We start from the raw sequence: 21,376 nt of genomic DNA, 5'->3' as shown, positions 1-21,376 counted from the left end.
CCGTCCCTGCACACGGCCGTTGCACGAGTGATCATGTCCGTGCGGACAGGCTGGTCGGGTGGTCTAGCCTCGGGGTATGACTTCTGAGACGCCCGACATCCGCGCCTACCTGGAGATCCGGACGGCCGCGCCCAGCGGCTGGTCCCCGGACGCTCGGAGCCTGCTGGTCTCCTCGGACCTGCCCGGCAGCGCGCAGGTGCACCGGCTGGACGTCGACGGGACGGCCCTGCCGGTCGAGGCGGCATCGCTCATCCCGATCACGCGCTTCGAGGAGCCGATCGGCGCCGGGTACCTGCCGGCCGACCCCACGGGCCGTGACGAGCACCGCCTGCTGCTGGCCACGGACCGTGGCGGCAACGAGCGCCATCAGTTGTTCACCGCCTCGCACGCGCCGACGGTCCCGTTCTGGGGCCCCGACGAGCTCGAGCCGCTGGTCGTCGACGACGAGTACATCCACCGGCCCGGCGGTGTGACGCGCGACGGGCGCCTGCTCGCCTATGCCACCAACCGTGGGGACGGCGTCGCGTTCGACACCTGGGTGCGTGACCTCGTGGACGGCGGCGAACGGCGTGTGTTCGCGACCGGCGGCTGGACCGGCCCGGGCGGCTTCTCACCGGACGGGCGTTACCTCGCGGTCAGCGAGATGACGACCCGCCCCGGCGACAACGTCGTCCACCTCGTCGACCTGCGGCAGGCGCAGGACGGCGCGCTGGGAGCCGGTGCCGACGGCGTCGTCGAGCTGGCCCCGCACCCCGAGCGCGAGTCCAGCGTCGGGACCCCCTCCTGGCTGCCGGACTCGTCGGCGTTCTTCTTCACGACCGACGTCGGCCGCGACCACGGCGCGATCGCGCGCGGGACGCCCGACGGCCACTACGAGGTGGTCGTGGAGAAGGGCTGGGACGCCGGCTGCGGCGTCGACTGGTCCGGTCGCCACCTGCTGGTGGTCTGGAACGACGACGGGCGCACCCGTGCGGAGTTGCGCGACCCGTACACCCTCGAGGTCACCGACGAGGTGGCGCTGCCTGGCGACGGCGTGGCGGGCGGCTTCCGGTTCACCCGTGACGGGCGCTGGCTGGCGTTCTCGTTCTCCTCGGCGACGGTGCCCGGCGACGTCTGGCGCTACGACACGCAGGAGCGTCGCCTGGAGCGGGTGACCGTGTCGCCGTGCGCGGTCGACCCGGCCTCGTTCGTTGCCCCCGAACTCGTCCGGTTCCCGTCGTTCGACGGGCTGGAGGTCCCCGCGTTCGTGTACCGGCCGCGTCGGGCGGCCGAGCGCGGCCCGGCGCCGGTCGTGGTCGTCGTCCACGGCGGCCCGGAGAGCCAGTACCGGCCCAGCTTCACCCCGCTGACGCAGTACCTCGTCGCCCAGGGCTTCGCCGTCGTGGCGCCGAACGTGCGGGGCTCGACCGGGTACGGACGCCGCTACCAGCACCTCGACGACGTGGAGAAGCGGCTGGACTCCGTTCGCGACCTGGCGGCGCTGCACGACTGGCTCGGCACGCAGCCGGACCTGGACGCCGACCGCGCGGCGCTCTACGGCGGTTCCTACGGCGGCTACATGACGCTGATGGGGCTGGTGCTGCAGCCCGAGCGTTGGGCCGCCGGCGTGGACATCGTCGGGATGTCCAACCTGGTGACGTTCCTGGAGAACACCTCGGCCTGGCGGCGGGCGTTCCGCGAGCGCGAGTACGGCAGCCTGGAGCACCACCGTGACGTGCTGCTCGAGGCGTCACCGATCACGTACGTGGACGAGTTGCGGGCGCCGCTGTTCATCGTCCACGGCGCCAACGATCCGCGTGTGCCGCTGTCGGAGGCCGAGCAGTTGCACGCGGTGCTGCGCGAGCGGGGCGTACGCAGCGAACTGCTGGTCTACGCGGACGAGGGGCACGGGCTGAGCAAGCTCGCCAACCGCATCGACTGCTACCCGCAGGTGGCGGCGTTCCTGCACGACGTGCTCGGCGACTGAACGGTGGCCCGCGGGCCGACCGGCGCCGAGGTCCGGGGCCGGTCAGCCGATCCAGAAGGTCGCGGCGAACAGCACGATCGAGAACGCCACCACGTAGCGGGCGAAGCCGAGCAGGTTCTGGCGCTGGACGAGCTTCAGCAGGAACGTGATGGCGAGGTAGCCGCTGATCGCTGCGGTCAGCACGCCGCCGGCGATCTGCAGCGGTGTGAACGGCAGGGTGCCGGGCTCGACCGTGCCGAGGTCGGGGAGCTTGAACACCGTCGCGCCGATGATCACGGGGATCGACAGCAGGAACGAGAACCGGGCCGCGGCGGCCCGCGACAGCCCGAGGGTCATGCCGGCCGCGATCGTGGCGCCCGAGCGGCTGATGCCCGGGAAGATCGCCAGCGCCTGGGCCACGCCGATCAGCGCGGCGTCCTTCATGGTCGTCGTGTCCTCGCGACGGCCCGGATCGCGGTGCCGTTCGTGCGACTGGAGATCGCCGACGGTCTTGCCCAGTTCGGCGGCGGCACGGCGCATGCGCAGGTGCTCGCCGAACCACAGCAGGGCGGCGGTCACGAGCAGGAAGGCGGACACCGCCCGGATGGAGCCGAACGCGGCCTCGAAGACGTCCTCGAACAGCAACCCCGCCAGTGCGGCCGGGATCGAACCGAGGGCGAGCAGGCCGATCACCTTCCAGGCCTGCTGGCGTTCCGCGGGCACGTAGTCGCCGCCCAGGCCGGTGGCGCGCGTGAGCAGGAACGCGAGGTCCCCGCGGAAGTACACCAGCACCGCGATCAGCGTGCCGGCGTGCACCATGACGTCGAACGTGAGGCTGCCCGAGGGCCAGCCGAGCAGGTACGGGACCCCCTGCAGGTGGCCGGAGGAGGACACGGGCAGGAACTCGGTCAGGCCCTGGAGCAGACCGAGGACGATCGCCTGGAAGAACATCACGGGGACCGGCAGATCGGCGGAGGTCGGGCCGCACGACGAGCCGGCGAAGGATACTCGCGGCCGGACCAGGACCGGACCGCGGCCGGAGCGACGCGGCCGCGGGGCGAAGGCCCCGGACCGACGGCGGTGTGCGGCCCGGTCCGCGGTGGACGGCGGCGGCGAAGCTCGGAAGGGCCGCGGTCACCCGTCGGGGGCCGGGAGGGTGACGACGAAGGACGAGCCGCGTGCGGGTACTGGTCATCGGAGCGACGGGATACATCGGCGGGCGGCTGGTGCCGGAACTGCTCGCCCGCGGCCACCAGGTCCGTTGCGGGGCGCGCACGCCGCAGAAGCTCGACCACCGGCTGTGGCGCGACGAGATCGAGGTGGCCCGCGTCGACGTGGCGGACCGCGACCAGGTACGCGCCGCGGCCGACGGGTGCGAGGTCGTGTACTACCTCGTGCACTCGATGGACGGCGCGGGCGGCTTCGAGGAACGCGACCGCCAGGCCGCCCGCAACGTCCGTGACGCGGTGGCCGAAGCCGGCGTCCGGCGTCTGGTCTACCTGGGCGGCCTCGGGCACGGACCGGACCTCTCGCCGCACCTGCGCTCGCGCCAGGAGGTCGGCAGGTTGCTCGCCGAGGGGCCGGTGCCGGTCACCGAACTCCGCGCCGCCATCATCATCGGCTCCGGCAGCGCGTCGTTCGAGATGCTGCGCCACCTCGTCGAGGTGCTACCGGTCATGGTGACGCCGCGGTGGGTGGAGACCCGCTGCCAGCCGATCGCGGTCCGTGACGTGCTGGGTTACCTCGCCGACGTGGCCGAGAACCCCCACGCGGCCGGCGTCCTGGAGATCGCCGGGCCGGACGTGCTCACCTACCGGCAGTTGATGCAGGTCTACGCCGAGGTGGCCGGCCTGCGGCACCGCGTGATCGTCCCGGTCCCGGTCCTGACCCCGTCGCTGTCGTCGCTGTGGATCGGCCTCGTTACGCCGCTGCCGACCGGCCTCGCGCGCCCGCTGGTGGAGAGCCTCGTCAACGAGGTGGTCGTGCAGGACGACACCGCCGAGCGGCTGCTGCCCCGCGAGCGGCTCCCGATCCGTGCGGCGCTGCTGCTGGCCCTGGAGCGGGTGCAGGACCTGGAGGTCGCGACCACGTGGGCGGGGGCGGGCGGCACCCCGTCGCAGACGCCCAAGCGCCACGGGCCCGAGGCGCCGCGCCCGGAGGATCCGGACTGGTCCGGGGGCACGGTGTTGGCCGACGAGCGCCGCGTCCGTGCCGACGCCCCGCCCGCGGCGGTCTTCGAGGCGGTCAGCGGCATCGGCGGACATCGCGGCTACCACGGCTTCCGTTGGATGTGGGAGACCCGTGGCATCCTCGACAAGGTCGTCGGCGGTGTGGGGCTGCGCCGCGGCCGGCGGCACCCCGTCGAGCTGGCGGTCGGGGAACCGGTCGACTTCTGGCGCGTCGAGGCACTCGAGCCCGACCGGCTCCTGCGGCTGCGCGCCGAGATGAAGGTGCCCGGCGCGGCGTGGCTGGAGTTCCGGATAGAGCCCGACGGCGACGGCTCGCGCCTCGAGCAGCGCGCCCGCTTCCATCCCCGGGGCCTGTTCGGCCGCCTCTACTGGCGGGTGCTCACGCCCTTCCACGCCCTGATCTTCCCGCGCATGGCGCGACAGCTGGCCCGCGAGGCGGAGCGGCTGGCGGCCGAGGACCGAGCGCGGGCCGGACCGGCGCCGGACCGGCCCGACGAGGCCCCGCTGCAGCAGCGCCCGGGAGCCTGAGTGCGAGCCTGGGCGCGGCAGGTCCGGGGCGGCGGGCGAGAGAGGACGCGCGGCATGCCCCCTCCTGCGAGGCGTCAGGGCGGGAGCAGCACCGCGGTCAGCGCGCCGACGGCGGCCGCACCCGCGACGGCGGCGGCGTCGGCGCGCGGGACGGCGACCCAGGCGTCGTCGGTGTCCACGCGCAACACGGGGACGTCGCCGGCCAGGACGTTGGCCGTGCCGTCGCTGGCGGCGCCGACGAGGTCCACGCGCGACCCGGCCGGAATCCTCGGCAGCAGCTCACGGGGAACGGCGACGGCGGCCTGGTCGTCGGCGAGCGCACCGGCGACGCCCCCGGAGGCGAGGTGCCGGGCCGTCAGCACGGTGCCGGCCGGCACGGCGGTCGCCAGGCGGGCGTCGCTGACGTCGAGCACCGCGTCCGACGGCACGAGGTCGGCCGGCCAGCGCGCGCGCTGCACGTCCTGGGCCCGCAGGTCCTGCCCCTGCGCGAGGTCGGCTCCCGCCACGAGCACCGGCGTGGGGGCGCCCCACGGTGAGGTGGTGATGCGGGCCACGTAGCCGGTCGCGGCCAGCACCAGCAGGGCGACGACGAGGGCCAGCCGTAGGCGGGGGCCGGCCCGGAACCAACGCTCGCTGAGGGCGTCGAGCGAGCGGGGCAGCGCCGCTGGCGTGCCGTCGAGGCTCGGCACGAAACGGGGCGGGCGGACGCGGGAGGCTTCGGGAGGTCGCATGTACCCAGCTGAGCAAGCGAACGCGCCTGCGTCCGGATGGATCGCAGGCGCGTTGTGGACAGCCGTTCGCGGGGGCGCGTCAGGCGCTCTTGGCCTCACCGGACGAACTCGACGACGACGAGCCGGACGAGCTCGAGGACGACGAGCCGGACGACGAGGAGCCGGACGACTCCGACGAGCCCTTCGACGACCCGCCGTCGGACGACTCCGACGACGAACCGCGGCTGCTCGAACTCTTCGAGGACCCGGCGTAGTCCTTCACGTGCCAGCCCGAGCCCTTGAAGATGAGGCCGGCGGCACTGAAGACCTTGCGCAGGGAGCCGTGGCAGGCCGGGCACTCGGTCAGCGCGTCGTCCTTGAACGACTGCACGACCTCGAGGTGCTCGCCACAGTCACGGCAGGCGTACTCGTAGGTGGGCATGGCGGCTGCTCCGACACTCGCGCACGAGTGACGACTTAGCACTCGGCAGGGGCGAGTGCTGATTTTGCCGCAGGGCGGACGCAACCGCAAGCGGTCCCGCAGGTCCGGACGTACTCAGCGCCGGGCATCGACGCGGTGGGTGACGCGCTCGGTGACGACCACGTCGACCGCCACGTCGTGGGCCTCGCGCGGCACCCGGGGGACGACCTGGCACGAGAAGCACACGCCGATCCGCGTCGCGTGCCGCGGCAGCCGGCCCAGGAGCCGGTCGTAGTGGCCGCCGCCCTGCCCCAGCCGACCACCGGCTGGGTCGAAGGCCACCCCTGGGACCAGCACGACGTCGACGACCTCTGGATCGACCGCCGGCCCCACGGGCTCGGTGATGCCCCGGTAGCCGAGTTGCAGGGCAGCCAGATCGGACGCGGCCACCAGCTCCAGGTGCTCGCCACGAACACGGGGGAAGAGGGTGCGCACCCCGCGCCGCAGCAGGTGGGGCAGGAGTCCCCCGGGATCCGCCTCGTCGCGCGTCGCCGCGTAGAGGACCACCGTCCGGGCCCGGCGCAGCTCCGGCATGCGCTCGAGGCGGGCGACCACCTGCGCCGATGCCTCGTTGCGTTCGACAGGCGACAGGGCGGCACGGGCGGCGCGCGCGGACGCCCGCAGGGCCGTCTTCGTGGTGGCCGACACGGAGGTCCTCGGACGGGGCCGGATGCGCCAACGGTGTGGTCGCCATCGTACGTCCGGTTTTCGGTCGGCCGTCCCGTTAGGCTCGCCGCGCTTCGCGCCACCACTTCGAGGAGCCCGCATGGTCCGCAAGGCCGTCCTCCCCGTCGCCGGTCTCGGCACCCGCTTCCTGCCGGCGACCAAGGCCGTGCCGAAGGAGATGATGCCGCTGGTGGACCGGCCCGCGATCCAGTACATCGTGGAAGAGTGCGTGCGCGCAGGACTCGACGACGTGTTGCTCGTGACGGGCTCGGGCAAAGGCGAGATCGAGGACCACTTCGACCGGCGACTGGACCTGGAGGCGGCGCTGGCGGACAAGGGCAAGCAGGACGAGCTGACCGCCGTCCGCGACCTCGCCCACCTCGCACAGATCCACAGCATCCGGCAGGGCGAACCGCTCGGACTGGGGCACGCCGTGCTGATGGCGGCCGGCCACGTGGCGGCCGAGGAGAGCTTCGCCGTCCTGCTCGGCGACGACATCATCGACCCGCACGAGCCGTTCCTGGAACGGATGCTGGAGGCGCACGACCGCACGGGTCGCCCGGTGGTCGCGCTGATGGAGGTGCCGTCCGACCAGGTGCACCTCTACGGCGTGGCGGACGTCGAGCCGGGCGAGCGGGACGGCGAGTTCCTCGTGCACCGGCTCGTGGAGAAGCCGCCGGTCGACGAGGCGCCCTCCAACCTGATCGTGGTGGGCCGCTACGTGCTGCCCGGCGCCATCTTCGACGTCCTGCACGAGACGCCACCCGGCCGCGGCGACGAGATCCAACTCACGGACGCGCTGCAGACGATGGCGGCGGACGAGCCGATCATCGGCATCCGTCTGGACGCCGAGCGCTACGACACCGGGGACAAGCTGGGCTTCCTGAAGGCGACGGTCCAGATCGCGGCGCAGCGTGAGGATCTCGGCAAGGAGTTCCTGGAGTGGCTGCGCGCCTGGATCGAGGAGCGTGAGGCGTGACGCGGTTCGTCGGCCACGGCCGTGACGAGGTCACACCGGCCCAGGAACTGACCCCGGTCGAGGAGCACCTGCAGGCGATCCTCGACTCGCTGCCCCAGCCCGACCCGATCGAGCTGACGATCCTCGACGCCCTGGGGCTCGTGCTGGCCGCCGACGTGACCAGCGACGCGACCCTGCCGCCCTTCGCCAACGCGGCGATGGACGGCTACGCCGTCGTGGCAGCCGACCTGGTCGATGCCCGCGTCGACGAACCGGTGCACCTGCCCGTGGTGGGCGAGGTCGTCGCCGGTGCGGCGGAGGCTCCCGAGGTCGCGCCGGGGCGCGTCGTCCGCATCATGACGGGGGCGCCGCTGCCGCCGGGCGCGGATGCGGTCGTGCCGGTGGAGACCACGTCCGGCGACGACGGGCAGATCGGGTTCCACCGCACGGTCGCACCCGGTGAGCACGTGCGCCGGCCCGGCGAGGACCTCGAGCCGGGCCAGGTGCTGCTGAAGTCCGGTCGCCGGGTGCAGCCGGCCGACATCGCCCTGCTCTCGGCCGTCGGCATCCCGCGGGTGCTGTGCGTCCCGCCCCCGCGCGTGGTCGTGCTGTCCAGCGGCGACGAGCTCGTCCAGGCGACGCGGGAGCCGGGTCCGGGCCAGATCCGCGATTCCAACGGCCCGATGCTCGCCGCGATGGTCCGGGCGGCCGGTGGCATCCCCTTCACGACCGGGATCGTGCCCGACGACCGCAAGGCGTTGATGTACGCCTTCGACACCAACCTCGGACACGCCGACCTCTTCGTGTGCACCGGCGGGGCCAGTGCCGGCACCCGTGACCTGCTGCCCGACGTCATCGGCGCGATGGGCGAGGTCCGCACCGCCAAGGTGGCGATGAAGCCCGGGATGCCGCAGATCCGTGGCCGCATCGGCCAGACCCCGGTGATCGGCCTGCCCGGCAACCCGGTGTCGGCGTTCGTGTCGTTCGAGGTGTTCGTGCGTCCGGCCATCCGTCGCATGCAGGGCCGGCGGGACCTCACGCGGCCGACGGTCACCGCCCGCGCCACCGAGGAGCTGCGCGGCGCCCCGAACAAGCGCCACTTCGTGCGGGTACGGCTCGCGCGCGGCGCGGAGGGCTGGGCCGCCACGCCGACCGGCGCCCAGGGCTCGCACGTCATCACCTCGATCTCGTCCGCGGACGGGCTCGCGGTGGTGCCCGAGGACCGCGACGCGATCGCGGCCGGCGAGCAGGTCCGTGTCCAGCTGCTGGTCGACGGATGACCGCCCCCGGCGGGTCCGGTGGTGATCCGGAGGGCCTCACCCACCTCGACGCCCGTGGGCAGGCCCGCATGGTCGACGTCGGGGACAAGGCCGTCACCCAGCGCACCGCCGTCGCCGAGGCCCGGGTCCACATGCGACCCGACGTGGCGGCACGCCTGCTGGCCGGCGACCTGCCGAAGGGGGACGCGCTGCCGGTGGTGCGCATCGCGGGCATCCAGGCGGCCAAGCGCACGCCCGAGCTGATCCCGCTGTGCCACGGCATCGCCCTCACGTCCGTCGAGGTCGAGGTGGACGTCGACGCGTCGGCGGGCGTCGCGGTGGTGACTGCCACGGCACGGGCTGCTGACCGCACCGGCGTGGAGATGGAGGCGATGACCGCGGTGAGCGTGGCGTCGCTGACGCTCTACGACCTGGTCAAGGCGGTGCAACGCGACGTGGTCATCACCGACGTCCGTCTCCGCCGCAAGACGGGCGGGCGCTCCGGCGACGTCGACCTGCCCTGATCGCCGCGGGGTACCCCGTTGCATCTCCTGCACGTCGCTGGAGCGACGTGTCGACCTGTCGCGGTTGCTTCGTGGCGCCGGAAACGTCGGTTACCGTCCGGCGACGCCGCGAACCGCGGCGATCGATCGACGACAGGCGAGGCGCGTGGAGTCGCGGTGACGGAGTCGTTCGTGGTGCTGGTCCTGCTGTGGACCGTGCTGCTACTCCCGGGAGCCGTTCGCCGCTCCCGAAACTCCCAACCCCACGCCACGGTCGGAGGGTTCGAACGGGCCATGGACGTCCTTCGCGACAACCGCAGCGGCACCTCGCGACAGTTGCTGGTCCCCGGCGACGCCGGCCGGATCGTGCAGCGCGACGTCGACCCGACCGTGCGCAGCGTCGGCCTGCGCCGGCCCGAGGACCCCGTCGTGGTCCAGCGACGGGCCTGGTTCCTGCGCTCGCTCGCCGGCTCCGTCGCGGCGCTGGTCCTGGCCGTGGCCTTCGGGGGCTGGATGTGGTTCCCGGCGACGCTGCTGCTGCTGGGTACGGCCGGCTACACCGCACTGCTGCGCCAGTTGAAGCTGCAGCGCGACGAAGCCCGGCGCGTCGTCGCCGAACTCGACCTGCACCGTGCGGCCAGCCGACCTGTGACGATCGACGCGGGCGAACTGTGGGGTGCCAGCGGCGGCGTGCGGCTGCGACGCTGGGAGGCATGAGCGCCGGCGAGGGCGAACTCGCCGCCCTGACCGACCCGGTCCGGGCGCGTCTGGTGGCGCGCCACGAGGCTCGTGAGGTCGGCCTCGCGGCGGGCCGCAACGCGATCCGGTCCGCCGCCAACGCCATCCGCGCGACCCACCGCGGCGAGACCGACCGTGCGGGCCGCCTGATCGAGGAGGCTCGGACCTCACTCCGCGAGGCCTACGACGCCTGCGGGGCCTTCCCCGACGTGCTGCACGCTGGCTTCGTCCAGGACGCCGCCAAGGAGGTCGCCGAGGCGGTCCTGACCCGTGCGGCCGTGGCCAGCGAGCGACTGCCCGGCCCGGAGGAGGTCGGCGTCGACGACGTGTCGTGGCTCCACGGCCTGGCGGAGACGGTCGGCGAGCTGCGCCGTGCCAGCCTCGACCACGTCCGCGGCGGGCGGATCGACGACGCCGAGGCCGCCCTGGCGCTGATGCAGGAGATCCTGGCGGCGCTCGTGACGATCGACGTACCCGACGGGCTCAGCCGCGGGCTGCGCCGAGCCACCGACGCCGCTCGCGCGATCACCGAACGCACACGCGGCGACCTCACGACGGCCGCCGGCCAGCGCGAGCTCCGACGCGCCCTGGATGCTCACCGCGAAGCGCTGGAGCGGGTCCTGGACGAGTCGTCGTGACCACACCGGTCGAGCTGCCCGCCGATCTGACGACACGACCGACCCGCGCTACCCTTCCGCGCGCTGCGCTCCCACGGGAGCGCCGTCCCGTCCCGGGGGTGTAGCTCAGCCTGGCAGAGCACTTCGTTCGCAACGAAGGGGCCGTCGGTTCAAATCCGATCACCTCCACCACCGAACGCCTCGTAGCCGCCGCTACGGGGCGTTCTTTCTTGCGATCCAGGCAGGGTGGGCGGGCGCGCGGTCCGGTGCGGCGACACGACGCGTCGCTCGTCACGGGTGACCTCGACGGACGGCGCGGTTGGCACGGAAGGCCGGTCCAGACCACCCGAGCGTCGAGCGCGTCGGGTCCGGGAACACCACCGCCCCGGAGTCGACAGGCGCAGCCAAGTCAGCCAGCACCTGCTCCTCGGGCGCGGGCAGGAGGCCGTGCCACCAGACCGTCGGTGTCGTGGAGTTCGGTCCCGGGTCGGCGTCGGTCGCCGGACCGCATGCCCGATCCCGCCCGGGATTCCCGACGGGGTTCCCCGTGATGCCTGCCGCGAGGCACATCGCGCCGGCCGCAACGGGCCGGCTCCGCCCGCATCGTCCAGCCGGCATCCCCCGCCGGGGCGCACCGGCTCGGTCGCTCGACGGCGAGACCAGCGCATGGGCACACTGCGGGGGGCGGTGGCCCTGATGGGTCGCCGCTCGCCGAGGTCATCATGACGGTCGAGCTCAACCACACGATCGTGGCGGCGCGTGATCCCGAGGCGTCGGCACGATTCCTGGCCGACGTGCTCGGACTGCCCGAGCCCGCGCTGTTCGGTCCGTTCGTGGTGGTGGAGACCGGCAACCGCGTCAGCCTCGACTATCTCGAGACCGACGGCGAGATCGTGTCACAGCATTACGCCTTCCTCGTCACCGAAGAGGAGTTCAGCCAGATCTTCGGTCGGATCGAGGAGCGGGGCCTGCCCTACTGGGCAGATCCAGGTCGCCGCCGGTTCGGCGAGATCAACCGCAACGACGGCGGCCGGGGGGTGTACTTCCCGGATCCCGATGGGCACCTGCTGGAGATCATCACCCGGCCCTATGGCAGCGGCTGAGCCGCGGCGCATGGACACCTATCCGGCGATCGACGTCACCGCGCCTTCGGCTCACCCGGGGGACGCCGCCCCCGACGGGCGACCGGGGCCGCCTCCGACGCCGTCACCCCGGGACCGGCACCGTCGGCGTCGAGGGCGGCAGGGAGGCGGCGGTGCGCGACGCGGCGGCGGCGTGGGGTGCCGAGGTCTCGGCCGGCGCGGGTGGCGCCCTGCCGAACGTGCTGGTGATCGGCGCGATGAAGGCGGGCACCAGCGCCCTGCACCGCTACCTCGACGCCCATCCCGACGCCGCGATGTCCCACCCGAAGGAGCTCGGGTTCTTCTTCGACGTGGTCTCGCCGGGCGACGGGCTCGTGCCACCGCCGACCCGTGACGAGCACCGGCACGGCTGGTCGCTGGGGGGCAACTGGTTCCGCGGGCTGGACTGGTACCGGCAGCACTTCGCGCCCGACGCACGGGTCCGCGGGGAGACCTCGCCGGGCTACACCTCGCCCGACCATCCCGAGGTGGCCGCCCGGATCGCGGCCACGCTGGGCACCGACCTGACGCTGGTGATGCTGGTGCGGGACCCGGTCGCCCGGGCCCTGTCGCAGTACGCCCACCACCGCCGCGACGGGCACGAGTCCCGACCGGTCGAGGTCGCGGTGCTCGACCCGGCCAGCCAGTACCTGGCACGCAGCCGCTACGCCGAGCGTCTGGACCCGTTCCTCACCCATTTCCCGCGCGAGCGCATCGAGGTGGTCGTCCAGGAGGAACTGCGTGCGGCGCGACGCTGCACGCTGCAACGGCTCTACGCCGCCCTCGGGCTGGACCCCGACCACTGGGACGCCGAGCTGGACCGCGAGTGGCACGTGGGCGACGACGTGCCCGACCCCGGACGGGGCGTGCGTGACGCGTTGTGCGAGCGCCTGCGCGACGACGTCGACCGTCTGCGCGCGTTCCTCGACCGGGACCTGCCCTGGTCGTGCTGACCGGCCGCCCGGTCCGCCGCGGGGTCGCGACCCGGACGACTCGACGTCTAGGTAGGGCGGTGGCCCGAGATGGGTGGGTGTCCCCGTGGGTGGACTCGTCGCCGGCGCGCACCGTGGGCGAAACCACCGGGAACGGATCGCCCCATGGACGAGCACTTCGACGCCATCGTGGTCGGCGCGCGGGTCGCCGGCGCGGCCACCGCCATGCTCCTGGCCCGCGCCGGCCAGCGGGTGCTCGTGCTCGACCGTGCCCGGCCCGGTAGCGACACCCTGTCGACGCACGCCTTCATGCGTGGCGGCGTGGTGCAGCTGAGCCGCTGGGGGCTGCTCGACGACGTGGTCGCCGCCGGCACGCCACCGGTCCGGCGCACCGTCATCCGCTACGGGCGCGACGAGGAGGTCGTGGCGATCCGCCCGGCACCGCACACCGACGCGCTCTACGCCCCCCGTCGCACCGTGCTGGACCCGATCCTGGTCGACGCGGCCGCCCGGGCCGGTGCCGAGGTGCGTTTCGAGTCGACGGTCGACCGGCTGCTCCGCGACGCCGACGGGGCCGTCACGGGTGTCGAGGCCCGTGACGCCCGCGGCCGGCGCATCGCCGCGCGGGCCCCGATCACGATCGGCGCCGACGGCCTGCGCTCGCGCGTGGCGCGGGAGGTCGGCGCGCTCACCTACCACCAAGGCACCAACGCGAGCGCGATGGTCGTCGGCTACTGGGCCGGGCTGGACGTCGACGGCTACCAGTGGCTCTACGGACCGGGCCACAGTGCCGGGCTGATCCCGACCAACGACGGGCTGGTCTGCGGCTGGGTCGGCAGCCCCGCCGCGCGCTTCCTCGCCGAGCAGCGCCGGCGCCGCGACCTGGGCTTCCACGAGGTGTTCCACCGCGTCGCTCCTGACTGGGCCGAAGCGCTGCGCGACGCCCGATCCGTCGGGCACGTGCGCGGGTTCCCCGGCGTGCCGGGCTTCCTGCGCCAGCCCTGGGGGCGCGGGTGGGCACTGGTGGGCGACGCCGCGCACTTCAAGGACCCCCTCACCACGCACGGCATGACCGACGCCCTGCGTGACGCCGAGCTGCTCGCCCGCGCCGTGCTCGCGGCCGCCTCCGGCCGCTGCAGCCACGATCGCGCCATGGCCGGCTACCAGGACACCCGCGACGCGCTGTCCCGCCCGCTGCATGCCCTCGCCGACCGGGTCGCCGCCTACGACTGGGACCTCGCGACGGTCCGGCCGCTGCTGCTCGCGATGAGTGCCGCCATGCGGCCCGAGGTCGGGCACCTGCTGGATCTCGACGCCGACGCCGTCGCGTCCTGAGGAGGATCCGGATGTCCACCGCGACCCTGACCACCGAGACGCGCACGGTCTGCCGCCAGTTCGTCGACGCGCTCGTGGCGTGGGACGGCACGGCCGTCCGTGAATTGCTGAGTGACGAGGTCTGGCTGCGCGCCCTGCTGGTGCGGGAGTTCGTCGAGCACCACGACGCGGCCGCGGCCCTGTCCGTCCTCCACGGTTGGTACGGCAGCGCACACGAGACGCAGCTGCTGCACGCCGACGTCGCCACCGTCGGCACGCGCCAGCGGCTCACCTACCGGGTGCGGCTGCGCCCGGCCTGGGCGCCTCAGACGTGGCACGTCATCGAACAGACCGGTTACGTCCGGGTCGTCGACGGCCTCATCGGCCGGCTCGACCTCGCCTGCACCGGCTTCCAGCCCGAGGCCTGAGCGACTCACGCCCGGCCACGGGAGGCGGTCGCGGCATGTCACGTCCGGTCCGTCTCGCTCGTCTCCTGCGTACCGGGCCACACGGTGTGGCCCCGAGACCAGGAGTGGCTCCGATGCGTGTGCTGGTGACGGGTGCGACGGGGGCGCTGGGACGGCCGATGGTGGGGTTGCTGGCGGCCAGCGGGCACGAGGTACTGGCCGTCGCCCGACGGTTCCGCGACCTGCCGGTCCCGTCGAACGTGATCGAAGCGGCCGTGGACGTGCTGGACGCCGACGCCGTGTCACGGTTCGTGCGCCAGCAGCGTCCCGAGGCCATCGTGCACTTCGCGACGGCGATCCCGCCGCAGATCGACCCGAAGAGGATCGGTCGACAGTTCGAGACGACCAACCGCCTGCGGACGGACGGAACCCGCAACCTGCTGCGAGCGGCCGAGCAGGCCGGTATCGAGACCTTCCTCGCCCAGGGACTGGCGTACGCCTACGAACCCGGCGACACGATCCGCACGGAGGCCGATCCGCTGTGGCCGGCCCCGCCGGCGCCGTACGCCCCGGTGGCCGACGCCCTGAAGGAGATGGAACGGCTGGTCGCCGACGCCGGGGGAGTGGTGTTGCGCCTGGGGCACCTCTACGGTCCGGGGACGATCTACGCGGCGGACGGGTCGATGACGCGGATGGTGTCGGCCGGCAAGGTCCCGATCGTCGGGGCCGGGGCGGCGCGCTACTCGTTCGTGCACGTCGACGACGTGGCGTCGGCCGTGCTTGCCGCCCTGGACCTGCCGGCCGGCGGCGGGACGTTCAACGTGGTCGACGACCACCCGCTGTACCTGCATGATTGGCTGCCGTGGTTCGCGAAGCAGCTCGGGGCCAAGCCGCCGAAGCGCTTCCCGGTGGCGCTGGCCCGGCTGGCCGTCGGCCCGTTCGGGGTCGCGTTCATGAACCAGCTGGCCGGTGCGTCCAACGCCCGGGCCCGGGAGGTACTCGACTGGCGGCCGCAGTTCCCGTCGTTCCGCGAGGGCGTCGTCGCCGAGCGTCGCGGGATCACGTCGGACGCCGCATGACCACAGGCCCGCTGGAGGAGCACTTCCGCGCCCACCGCCGCTACCTGCTGGGCGTCGCCTACCGGCTGCTGGGCAGCGTCACCGAGGCCGACGACGCGCTGCAGGAAGCCTGGCTGCGAACCCGGGACGCCGACCTGGACGGCGTCCGGGACGTCCGGAGCTGGCTGACGGTGATCGTCACGCGGATCTGCCTCGACGTGCTGAAGTCGTCGCGGGTGCAGCGTGAGCGCTACATCGGCGAGTGGCTGCCCGAGCCGATCGTGGACGGGGCCGACCCGGCCGATCCGGCTGACCGCGTCAGCCTCGACGACTCCGTGAGCCTGGCGCTGCTGGTGGTCCTGGAGCGCTTGTCGCCGGCGGAGCGGACGGCGTTCGTGCTCCACGAGGTGTTCGGGCTGCCCTTCGACACGATCGCCGAGGCCGTCGGGCGCAGCCCGGCGGCCTGCCGGCAACTCGCGTCGCGCGCGCGACGGCACGTGGAGGCGGACGCGCCCCGCTTCGACGCCGACCGCGACGAACACCGCCGCGTGGTCGATGCCTTCGCGAACGCCGCCGCCCGCGGCCACCTGCAGGATCTGCTGGAGGTGCTCGACCCGGACGTCGTGCTGCGCTCCGACGGCGGCGGGAAGGTGCCGGCACGCAGGGAGCCGCTGGTCTCCGCTCCCGCCGTCGCCGCGCTCGTGCTCGGCATCATGCGGCTGCGGCCCGGCACCCGGTTCCGGGTCGCGACCGTCAACGGCGCGCCCGGGCTGCTGACCTACGAGAACGGTCGACTCACGGGCGTGGTCGCCTTCGCGGTCGCCGCCGGCCGCATCACCGAACTCCAGCTGCTCATGAACCCCGACAAGCTGCAGCACGTCGGCTGACCCGACGGTCCCTCGCTCCGGCCGCGGACGCCCGCCGTCAGTGTTTCTCGACGCGGGTGGCCGCCCGGACGTCACCGAGCGTGACGGACGCCATCGCCGCACGGTCCAGGGCCGTCCCCCAGGCGGCGAACAGGTCGAAGAGCTGGCTGGCCTGCGACGCCGACAGCACGTCGCGGCCGACGAGCGACCGCAGCGAGGCCGGTGAGCGGCCCGCCAGCGCCGACAGCCGAAACGCATCGGCGCGTGAGGCCACGAGTCGCGGCACGGGCATGCGGAGCAACCCCGCCTGCACCCAGTAGTCGAGGTAGCGGTGCGATCCCTGGCGGGCGACGATGCCCGCGATCGCCGTCTCGTCGAGCTCGAGCAGCTGACCGATGGTGCGGACCCCCTCCCCGGCCAACCGGCGGGAGCGCTCGACGTCGATGCCCTTGAGCTGCGTCAGGTCCCGCGAACGCCACACGTCCACGGCCATCGGCAACGCGACGGATTCGACCGGCTGGTCCGCACCGAGGAAGAGCGACTGGCCCTGGCCGAGTACGAGCTCCACCTCCCACCCACCGCCTTCCAGTTCGGGGCGCGCCGTGATCGGCGACGGGCGTGGCGGCGTCACCACGGCGCCGGGCCCCCGGGCGGACTCGGCCTCCTCGCCGGCGAGGTCGTCGTCGGATGCGGTGTCCTCCGGTTCGCGTCCCACCCGGATGGTGGCGCCGACGACCTCGAGGTCGTGGTCGCGTAGTTCGTGGCTGGCCAGCACGCCCGACCGGACCTCGCCGACCAGCGAGGCGACGAACTCGGCGAGGTCGAGTCGATCCGGCGTGACGTTCACGGGACCGTCTTGAAGGTGAGCTCCACCTCGCCGTAGACGTTGGCGCGCGTGGACCCGGTGCCGGGGTCCCGCTCGTCGGCCGAGTGGACGCGCAGGCGCACGTCGCGGAGCACCTGCGGCACCACCGAGGTCTGATGCAGCCCCGGCAGCCGCCCGGCCAGCAGCACCTGCCGCTTGAGCAGGGACGAGGCCGAGGTCGACGCCATGGCCGGCTCGGTCGCGTCGTCGACCGGGCCACCGCCCTCGTCCGCTTCTTCCGCCTCCTCGACGGTGTCGGCGTCCCGGTACTGCAGGGCCTCGAACGTCAGCTTCGCCCGGATGCGTCCCGCGTCGACCAGCACGCGCGGCACGCCGCGTTCGGTGAGGTGCCGGGCGACGGCGAGCTCCTGCTCGGCCAGCCGCCGTCGCGCCGCGGCCCGGATCTTGCGCACCCCGCGCAGCAGCAGATGCCCGAGCTCCGGGTTGAAGTCCCCGCCGCCGAGGGCGACGTCCAGCGTGTCCTGGTACGGCGGCGACTCGGGGCCGTCCTCACCCGCCGGTGCATACGGTGCGCCGCGGACGGCATCGTGCGGTCGGTCGTCGGCCGTCGGCGGGAAGAGCCGCGTCAGGAAGGCGTCGACGGCCGCGTCGTCGAGCCGGTGGTCGGCGTAGTCGTCCGGGTCGGACGCCGCGACCGCGGCGAGTTCGGCGAGCTTCTCCTCCTGCTCGCTCTGCGCGACCACGATCGAGTTCATGACCTCCGACAGCAGGGACGTGACGAACTCGGTGAACCCGAGGTCGACGGGGATCTGGATCTCCGGCATCGGACGCGCTACTGGTTGAGCGGCAGGTAGTCGGTCTTGAAGTTGATCGTGACCCCGCCGTAGATCTGCACCCGGCTCCCGCTGGTGTCGCGATCCTGCTCACTCGTGGTGCGGACCGCCACCGAGGTGCGGCTCGCGGACCCGGAGGCACTCACCCACTTCGACAGCACGGACCCCGTCCGCGCCTGCGCACGGAAGGCCGTGGCACGGCGCGTGTAGTCACGGCTGTTGCGGGCCGAGAAGGTCGAGCCGTAGGTCGTGAACGTCAGCCGCGTCTCGATCGTCCCGGTCTCCACGACCAGGCGCAGCAGGCCCTGGCGAACCATCTCCGAGAGCAGGTCGTACTTGTTCGCGGCCAGACGCCGGGCCGCTGCTTCCACGATGGCGTCGAAAGCTGCCTGATCGACGGCGCCGCTGGAGGCGACGTCGGGGATCTCCTCGCCCGGAACGGCGAGTGCGGTGTTCAGTGCGTCGGCGTCGTCGCCGTCCAGGGTGCCGCCGACACGGACTTTGCTGGGCTCGGACCCGTCGTCCGTGTCCGGCGGCGCGACCGCGGCGAGGAACTGCAGGATCTCCTCGCCGCCGATGTCGTCCTTGGTGTCGTCGATGTACTCGCTGAGTTCCTTGCCGACGGCCCCCAGCAGCTCCGCGAAGGACTCCGTCTGACGCAGGTTCGACGCCACCAAGGCGTCGAACACGTCGGTCACCAGCTTCGTGGTGAACTCCGGGAATCCGATCTCGTCGAGCCGCGCAGCCTGATCGACGGCAGCACTCGTCCCGTTCGCCATGCGCTCCCCTTCCCCAAAGGACCGTCGCGCGGCGTGACGCGACAGCCACGTATCGATGCGATCGAACCTAGGAGTCGTGCGGGGCGCGTCAACCGGGTGGGCCACCAGCAGCACGTCCGTGCGCGCCCACACGGACGCGTGTATCAGCGTCGCCTCGCCGAAGAGTGCGTGGCCTGGGTTGGTCGTGCCGAGTTTCCTTCGGACGTGTAAGGCGTCGCGCGCTGCCCCGTCAGGTCCCTCGACGGTGCCGGAAGTCACCGGCCCGCGAACCCGGAAAGGGACCTCGATGCACACCACCCCTGACACCCAGTCCGCCGACCTCGGCACGTACGCCGGCCGCTCGCTCGCCGCGACCGCCGGCCGCTCCTTCGCCGCGAACCCCGGCCGGCGCTCCCGCGGCGTCGTGGCGACGACCGCGGCCCTGCTGCTGCTCGCCGGCCCCGCGGCCGCGCAGCCCGCCGCCGGCGCCGACGAGTTCGCACCGCAGCCGAACCCCCACCCCGACCCCGAGGTGGCCCTGCACGTCGACCCGGGCTGTGACCCGGCGCGGGTGGACTTCACCGTCGCGGTGCTCGGCGGGCCCGACGACCGGCCGTACACGGTCCGCGTCGACTGGGAGGAGGCCGGCGTCGGCGGGGGCGGCAGCGCCCACGGTGCCGACGGCACGATCGGCACGGGGGAGGGCACGTTCGAGCTGGTCGCCGTGGCGCACTACCCGCAGGTCATGACGGAGGACCAGGTCTTCGCGCCGCTCAGCATCAGCTCGGCCCCGCAGTCGACCGACGTCACGTGCGAGCCGGACGACGGCGGCGGGACCGAGCCGGACCCCGACCCCGACGACGGCCCCGACCGCGATCCCGACATCCGCACCGCGACCCCGACCTTCACCGGTTGAGACCGCGACGACGGCCCGTCCGGCCGCGTGCCGGACGGGCTGCCGCTCGCCGGAAGGAGGCGATCCCGATGACCGTTCCGATCCCCCTCGCTCCCGCCGCCCTGCGCCGGTCCGGGCAGGCACGGCACCGATGCCGCGACGGCCGCGACGGCCGCGACGGCCGCGACCTGCGCGGCCGCCTCCGGCGCGCGGTGGCTGCCGCGCTGCTCGGGGCGGTCCTGGTCGGCTGCGGCACGCGCGCGACCGACCCGTCCGCGACGGACACGGTCGACGACCGGTCGAGCGCTTCCGCGGCGCCGTCCCCGACGGTCGAGGAGGTGCCAGCCGACCCCGAGGACGCCGCACCGGAGCCCGCGCGCGTGGCCCGGCCCGGCGGGCACCTCGAGGTCTTCGAAGCACCCGGATCGGGAACGGCCAGCCAGGTGCTCGCCCCCGTGACCGGTTTCGACTCGCCGACCGTGTTGCTGGTCACCGGGCAGCGCGGGGAGTGGCTGGAGGTGCTGCTGCCGGTCCGGCCCAACGGCACGACCGGGTGGATCCGCGCCGACGCCGTCGAGGTGACGAGCGTCGACCTGGCGGTGGTGGTCGATCTCGCGACGCGCGAGCTGCGTGTCCTGGACGCCGGCGAGGAGGTGCTCACGACGCCGGTCGCGATCGGCGACGCGCAGCATCCCACACCCCCGGGGACCTTCTTCGTGACCGACAAGCTCGACACCGGCGACCCGGACGGTCCGTACGGGCCCTTCGCGCTGGGGCTCTCCGCACGGTCGGACGTGCTGACCGAGTTCGCGGGTGGTGACGGCCAGGTCGGCATCCACGGGACGGACGCGCCGTCGAGCATCGGGCGGGCGGCCTCTCACGGCTGCATCCGCGTCCCCAACGACGTGATCGCCGAGTTGGCGCACCTGCTGCCGCTCGGGACACCGGTGACGGTGTGGTGAGTGCGACGGCGAGGGATCAGGCGAGCTCGTCGAGGTAGGTCGGCAGCATCCGGTGCCAGGTGCCCCACCCGTGTTCCCACTCCGGACCCCAGGCGTCGACCCGGTTGGGGACCCCCTTCGACCCGAGCACGTCGGCGACCCGCCAGGACTCGTCGATGTCCTCCCACGCACCCTGCCCGGACGCGAGCAGGACGAAGCGCTGGCGGAGCTGGTCGAGCTGCTCGCCTCCCAGGCCGGGAAGGAAGTGCAGGGGCGAGGCGAAGAACAGCTCGTCGTCCCAGGCGCCGTCGTAGAAGCGCTGGACGTCGTAGGTGCCGCTCATGCAGATCGCGGTCGAGAACCACCTCGGTTCCCGGCACACCATGGCGAGCGCATTGAAGGCGCCGATGGAGGCGCCGGCCGCCACGATGGGCAGCGCAGGTCCGCCGCTGTCGGCGTGGATCGCCGGGATCACCTCGGCCCGGACGTAGGCGTGGAACGCACCCAGCAGGCGCAGCCGCTGCTCGGGAGCCCCCCAGGCCTCGAGCATCGCCTTCCCGGCCACGCTGTCGCAGGAGTACAGCTTCACCCGGCCTGCCTCGATCAGCTCGCCGCAGGCGGTCACCAACCCCTCGCGCTCGATCTCCAGGGCGTCGCCGCCGGCGGTCGGGAAGACCAGCACCGGTGTGCCCCAGTGCCCCCACCGGGCCATCGTCATGTCGAACCCGATGCGGTCCGAGTGCCAGCGCTCGACCTGCCTCACGCGTCCACCTCGCCCACCGCCGTCCTCCCGGTTGCCGTATCGACTCGTACCCGGCTGCCACCGCTGCC

Annotated in this window: 23 protein-coding genes and 1 tRNA gene; 16 read left to right on the top strand and 8 right to left on the bottom strand. The window is 73.4% G+C overall.

What is annotated here, in order from left to right; translation table 11 throughout:
• Positions 1 to 76 precede the first annotated feature (76 nt).
• Positions 77 to 1,966, top strand: coding sequence for an alpha/beta fold hydrolase (locus ACERM0_RS18460; RefSeq protein ID WP_373680097.1), 1,890 nt, complete (start codon positions 77 to 79; stop codon positions 1,964 to 1,966).
• Positions 1,967 to 2,008: 42 nt separating this feature from the next.
• Here ACERM0_RS18460 and ACERM0_RS18455 read toward each other — a convergent pair whose 3' ends face one another.
• A complete protein-coding gene (locus ACERM0_RS18455) occupies positions 2,009 to 2,896 on the bottom strand; it encodes an undecaprenyl-diphosphate phosphatase (protein ID WP_373680096.1) in 888 nt (295 codons plus the stop codon).
• A 227-nt stretch (positions 2,897 to 3,123) separates the two neighbouring features.
• Here ACERM0_RS18455 and ACERM0_RS18450 point away from each other — a divergent pair, with 227 nt between their 5' ends.
• Positions 3,124 to 4,662: an SDR family oxidoreductase gene (locus ACERM0_RS18450; RefSeq protein WP_373680095.1), complete on the top strand. Its 1,539-nt coding sequence runs from the start codon at positions 3,124 to 3,126 to the stop codon at positions 4,660 to 4,662.
• A gap of 74 nt (positions 4,663 to 4,736) precedes the next feature.
• On the opposite strand, the gene ACERM0_RS18445 is transcribed toward ACERM0_RS18450, so the two are convergent.
• The 3 genes from ACERM0_RS18445 to ACERM0_RS18435 all read right to left on the bottom strand — a co-directional run bounded on the left by ACERM0_RS18445 (position 4,737) and on the right by ACERM0_RS18435 (position 6,501).
• Positions 4,737 to 5,393 (bottom strand): SAF domain-containing protein, encoded by a 657-nt coding sequence (locus ACERM0_RS18445; protein ID WP_373680094.1) that lies wholly within the window; start codon positions 5,391 to 5,393, stop codon positions 4,737 to 4,739.
• A gap of 79 nt (positions 5,394 to 5,472) precedes the next feature.
• Positions 5,473 to 5,814 carry an FmdB family zinc ribbon protein gene (locus ACERM0_RS18440; RefSeq protein WP_373680093.1) on the bottom strand — a complete coding sequence of 114 codons (342 nt, stop codon included), beginning with the start codon at positions 5,812 to 5,814 and terminating at the stop codon, positions 5,473 to 5,475.
• A gap of 114 nt (positions 5,815 to 5,928) precedes the next feature.
• A complete protein-coding gene (locus ACERM0_RS18435; protein WP_373680092.1) occupies positions 5,929 to 6,501 on the bottom strand; it encodes a 5-formyltetrahydrofolate cyclo-ligase in 573 nt (190 codons plus the stop codon).
• 118 nt (positions 6,502 to 6,619) lie between these two features.
• On the opposite strand from ACERM0_RS18435, the gene galU reads away from it, so the two are divergent.
• The 12 genes from galU to sigJ all read left to right on the top strand — a co-directional run bounded on the left by galU (position 6,620) and on the right by sigJ (position 16,313).
• Positions 6,620 to 7,498 (top strand): UTP--glucose-1-phosphate uridylyltransferase GalU, encoded by an 879-nt coding sequence (gene galU, locus ACERM0_RS18430; RefSeq protein ID WP_373680091.1) that lies wholly within the window; start codon positions 6,620 to 6,622, stop codon positions 7,496 to 7,498.
• On the top strand, positions 7,495 to 8,757 hold the full coding sequence (gene glp / locus ACERM0_RS18425) for a gephyrin-like molybdotransferase Glp (protein WP_373680090.1): 1,263 nt from the start codon (positions 7,495 to 7,497) through the stop codon (positions 8,755 to 8,757). Before galU ends, glp begins: the two co-directional genes overlap by 4 nt.
• Entirely contained in the window at positions 8,754 to 9,260 is a 507-nt protein-coding gene (gene moaC / locus ACERM0_RS18420; RefSeq protein ID WP_373680089.1) for a cyclic pyranopterin monophosphate synthase MoaC, read from the top strand. The genes glp and moaC overlap by 4 nt, the downstream gene beginning before the upstream one ends.
• A 156-nt stretch (positions 9,261 to 9,416) precedes the next feature.
• On the top strand, positions 9,417 to 9,956 hold the full coding sequence (locus ACERM0_RS18415) for a hypothetical protein (RefSeq protein WP_373680088.1): 540 nt from the start codon (positions 9,417 to 9,419) through the stop codon (positions 9,954 to 9,956).
• Positions 9,953 to 10,615: a haloacid dehalogenase gene (locus ACERM0_RS18410; protein ID WP_373680087.1), complete on the top strand. Its 663-nt coding sequence runs from the start codon at positions 9,953 to 9,955 to the stop codon at positions 10,613 to 10,615. Before ACERM0_RS18415 ends, ACERM0_RS18410 begins: the two co-directional genes overlap by 4 nt.
• Before the next feature lie 94 nt (positions 10,616 to 10,709).
• Positions 10,710 to 10,786, top strand: a tRNA-Ala gene (locus ACERM0_RS18405).
• Positions 10,787 to 11,316: 530 nt separating this feature from the next.
• A complete protein-coding gene (locus ACERM0_RS18400) occupies positions 11,317 to 11,697 on the top strand; it encodes a VOC family protein (RefSeq protein ID WP_373680086.1) in 381 nt (126 codons plus the stop codon).
• Positions 11,698 to 11,849: 152 nt separating this feature from the next.
• Positions 11,850 to 12,668, top strand: a complete 819-nt coding sequence (locus ACERM0_RS18395; protein WP_373680085.1) for a sulfotransferase — start codon at positions 11,850 to 11,852, stop codon at positions 12,666 to 12,668.
• Positions 12,669 to 12,812: 144 nt separating this feature from the next.
• The gene (locus tag ACERM0_RS18390; protein WP_373680084.1) at positions 12,813 to 13,982 is read left to right on the top strand and encodes an NAD(P)/FAD-dependent oxidoreductase; all 1,170 of its coding nucleotides are present in this window, start codon (positions 12,813 to 12,815) and stop codon (positions 13,980 to 13,982) included.
• Between the two features lie 11 nt (positions 13,983 to 13,993).
• Entirely contained in the window at positions 13,994 to 14,389 is a 396-nt protein-coding gene (locus tag ACERM0_RS18385; RefSeq protein ID WP_373680083.1) for a hypothetical protein, read from the top strand.
• A gap of 113 nt (positions 14,390 to 14,502) precedes the next feature.
• The gene (locus tag ACERM0_RS18380) at positions 14,503 to 15,447 is read left to right on the top strand and encodes an NAD-dependent epimerase/dehydratase family protein (protein ID WP_373680082.1); all 945 of its coding nucleotides are present in this window, start codon (positions 14,503 to 14,505) and stop codon (positions 15,445 to 15,447) included.
• The gene (gene sigJ / locus ACERM0_RS18375; protein ID WP_373680081.1) at positions 15,444 to 16,313 is read left to right on the top strand and encodes an RNA polymerase sigma factor SigJ; all 870 of its coding nucleotides are present in this window, start codon (positions 15,444 to 15,446) and stop codon (positions 16,311 to 16,313) included. Before ACERM0_RS18380 ends, sigJ begins: the two co-directional genes overlap by 4 nt.
• A gap of 37 nt (positions 16,314 to 16,350) precedes the next feature.
• Here sigJ and ACERM0_RS18370 read toward each other — a convergent pair whose 3' ends face one another.
• The 3 genes from ACERM0_RS18370 to ACERM0_RS18360 are packed head-to-tail and all read right to left on the bottom strand — an operon-like array spanning position 16,351 to position 18,730.
• Entirely contained in the window at positions 16,351 to 17,139 is a 789-nt protein-coding gene (locus tag ACERM0_RS18370) for a hypothetical protein (RefSeq protein ID WP_373680080.1), read from the bottom strand.
• Complete coding sequence (locus ACERM0_RS18365; RefSeq protein ID WP_373680079.1) at positions 17,136 to 17,942, bottom strand: hypothetical protein; 807 nt, start codon at positions 17,940 to 17,942, stop codon at positions 17,136 to 17,138. Before ACERM0_RS18365 ends, ACERM0_RS18370 begins: the two co-directional genes overlap by 4 nt.
• 8 nt (positions 17,943 to 17,950) lie before the next feature.
• Positions 17,951 to 18,730: a hypothetical protein gene (locus ACERM0_RS18360; protein WP_373680078.1), complete on the bottom strand. Its 780-nt coding sequence runs from the start codon at positions 18,728 to 18,730 to the stop codon at positions 17,951 to 17,953.
• Positions 18,731 to 19,016: 286 nt separating this feature from the next.
• Between ACERM0_RS18360 and ACERM0_RS18355 the strand changes: the two genes are divergently transcribed.
• Together ACERM0_RS18355 and ACERM0_RS18350 are read left to right on the top strand one after the other, a co-directional pair.
• Complete coding sequence (locus ACERM0_RS18355; protein ID WP_373680077.1) at positions 19,017 to 19,625, top strand: hypothetical protein; 609 nt, start codon at positions 19,017 to 19,019, stop codon at positions 19,623 to 19,625.
• A gap of 68 nt (positions 19,626 to 19,693) precedes the next feature.
• Entirely contained in the window at positions 19,694 to 20,566 is an 873-nt protein-coding gene (locus ACERM0_RS18350) for a L,D-transpeptidase (RefSeq protein WP_373680076.1), read from the top strand.
• 16 nt (positions 20,567 to 20,582) lie between these two features.
• Here the strand turns inward: ACERM0_RS18350 and ACERM0_RS18345 are convergent, their stop codons facing one another.
• Entirely contained in the window at positions 20,583 to 21,308 is a 726-nt protein-coding gene (locus ACERM0_RS18345; RefSeq protein WP_373680075.1) for an esterase family protein, read from the bottom strand.
• Positions 21,309 to 21,376 lie beyond the last annotated feature (68 nt).

The organism is Egicoccus sp. AB-alg2 (genome assembly GCF_041821065.1).
Classification (GTDB): domain Bacteria; phylum Actinomycetota; class Nitriliruptoria; order Nitriliruptorales; family Nitriliruptoraceae; genus Egicoccus.
This window is presented reverse-complemented; position numbering and strand designations above follow the sequence as displayed.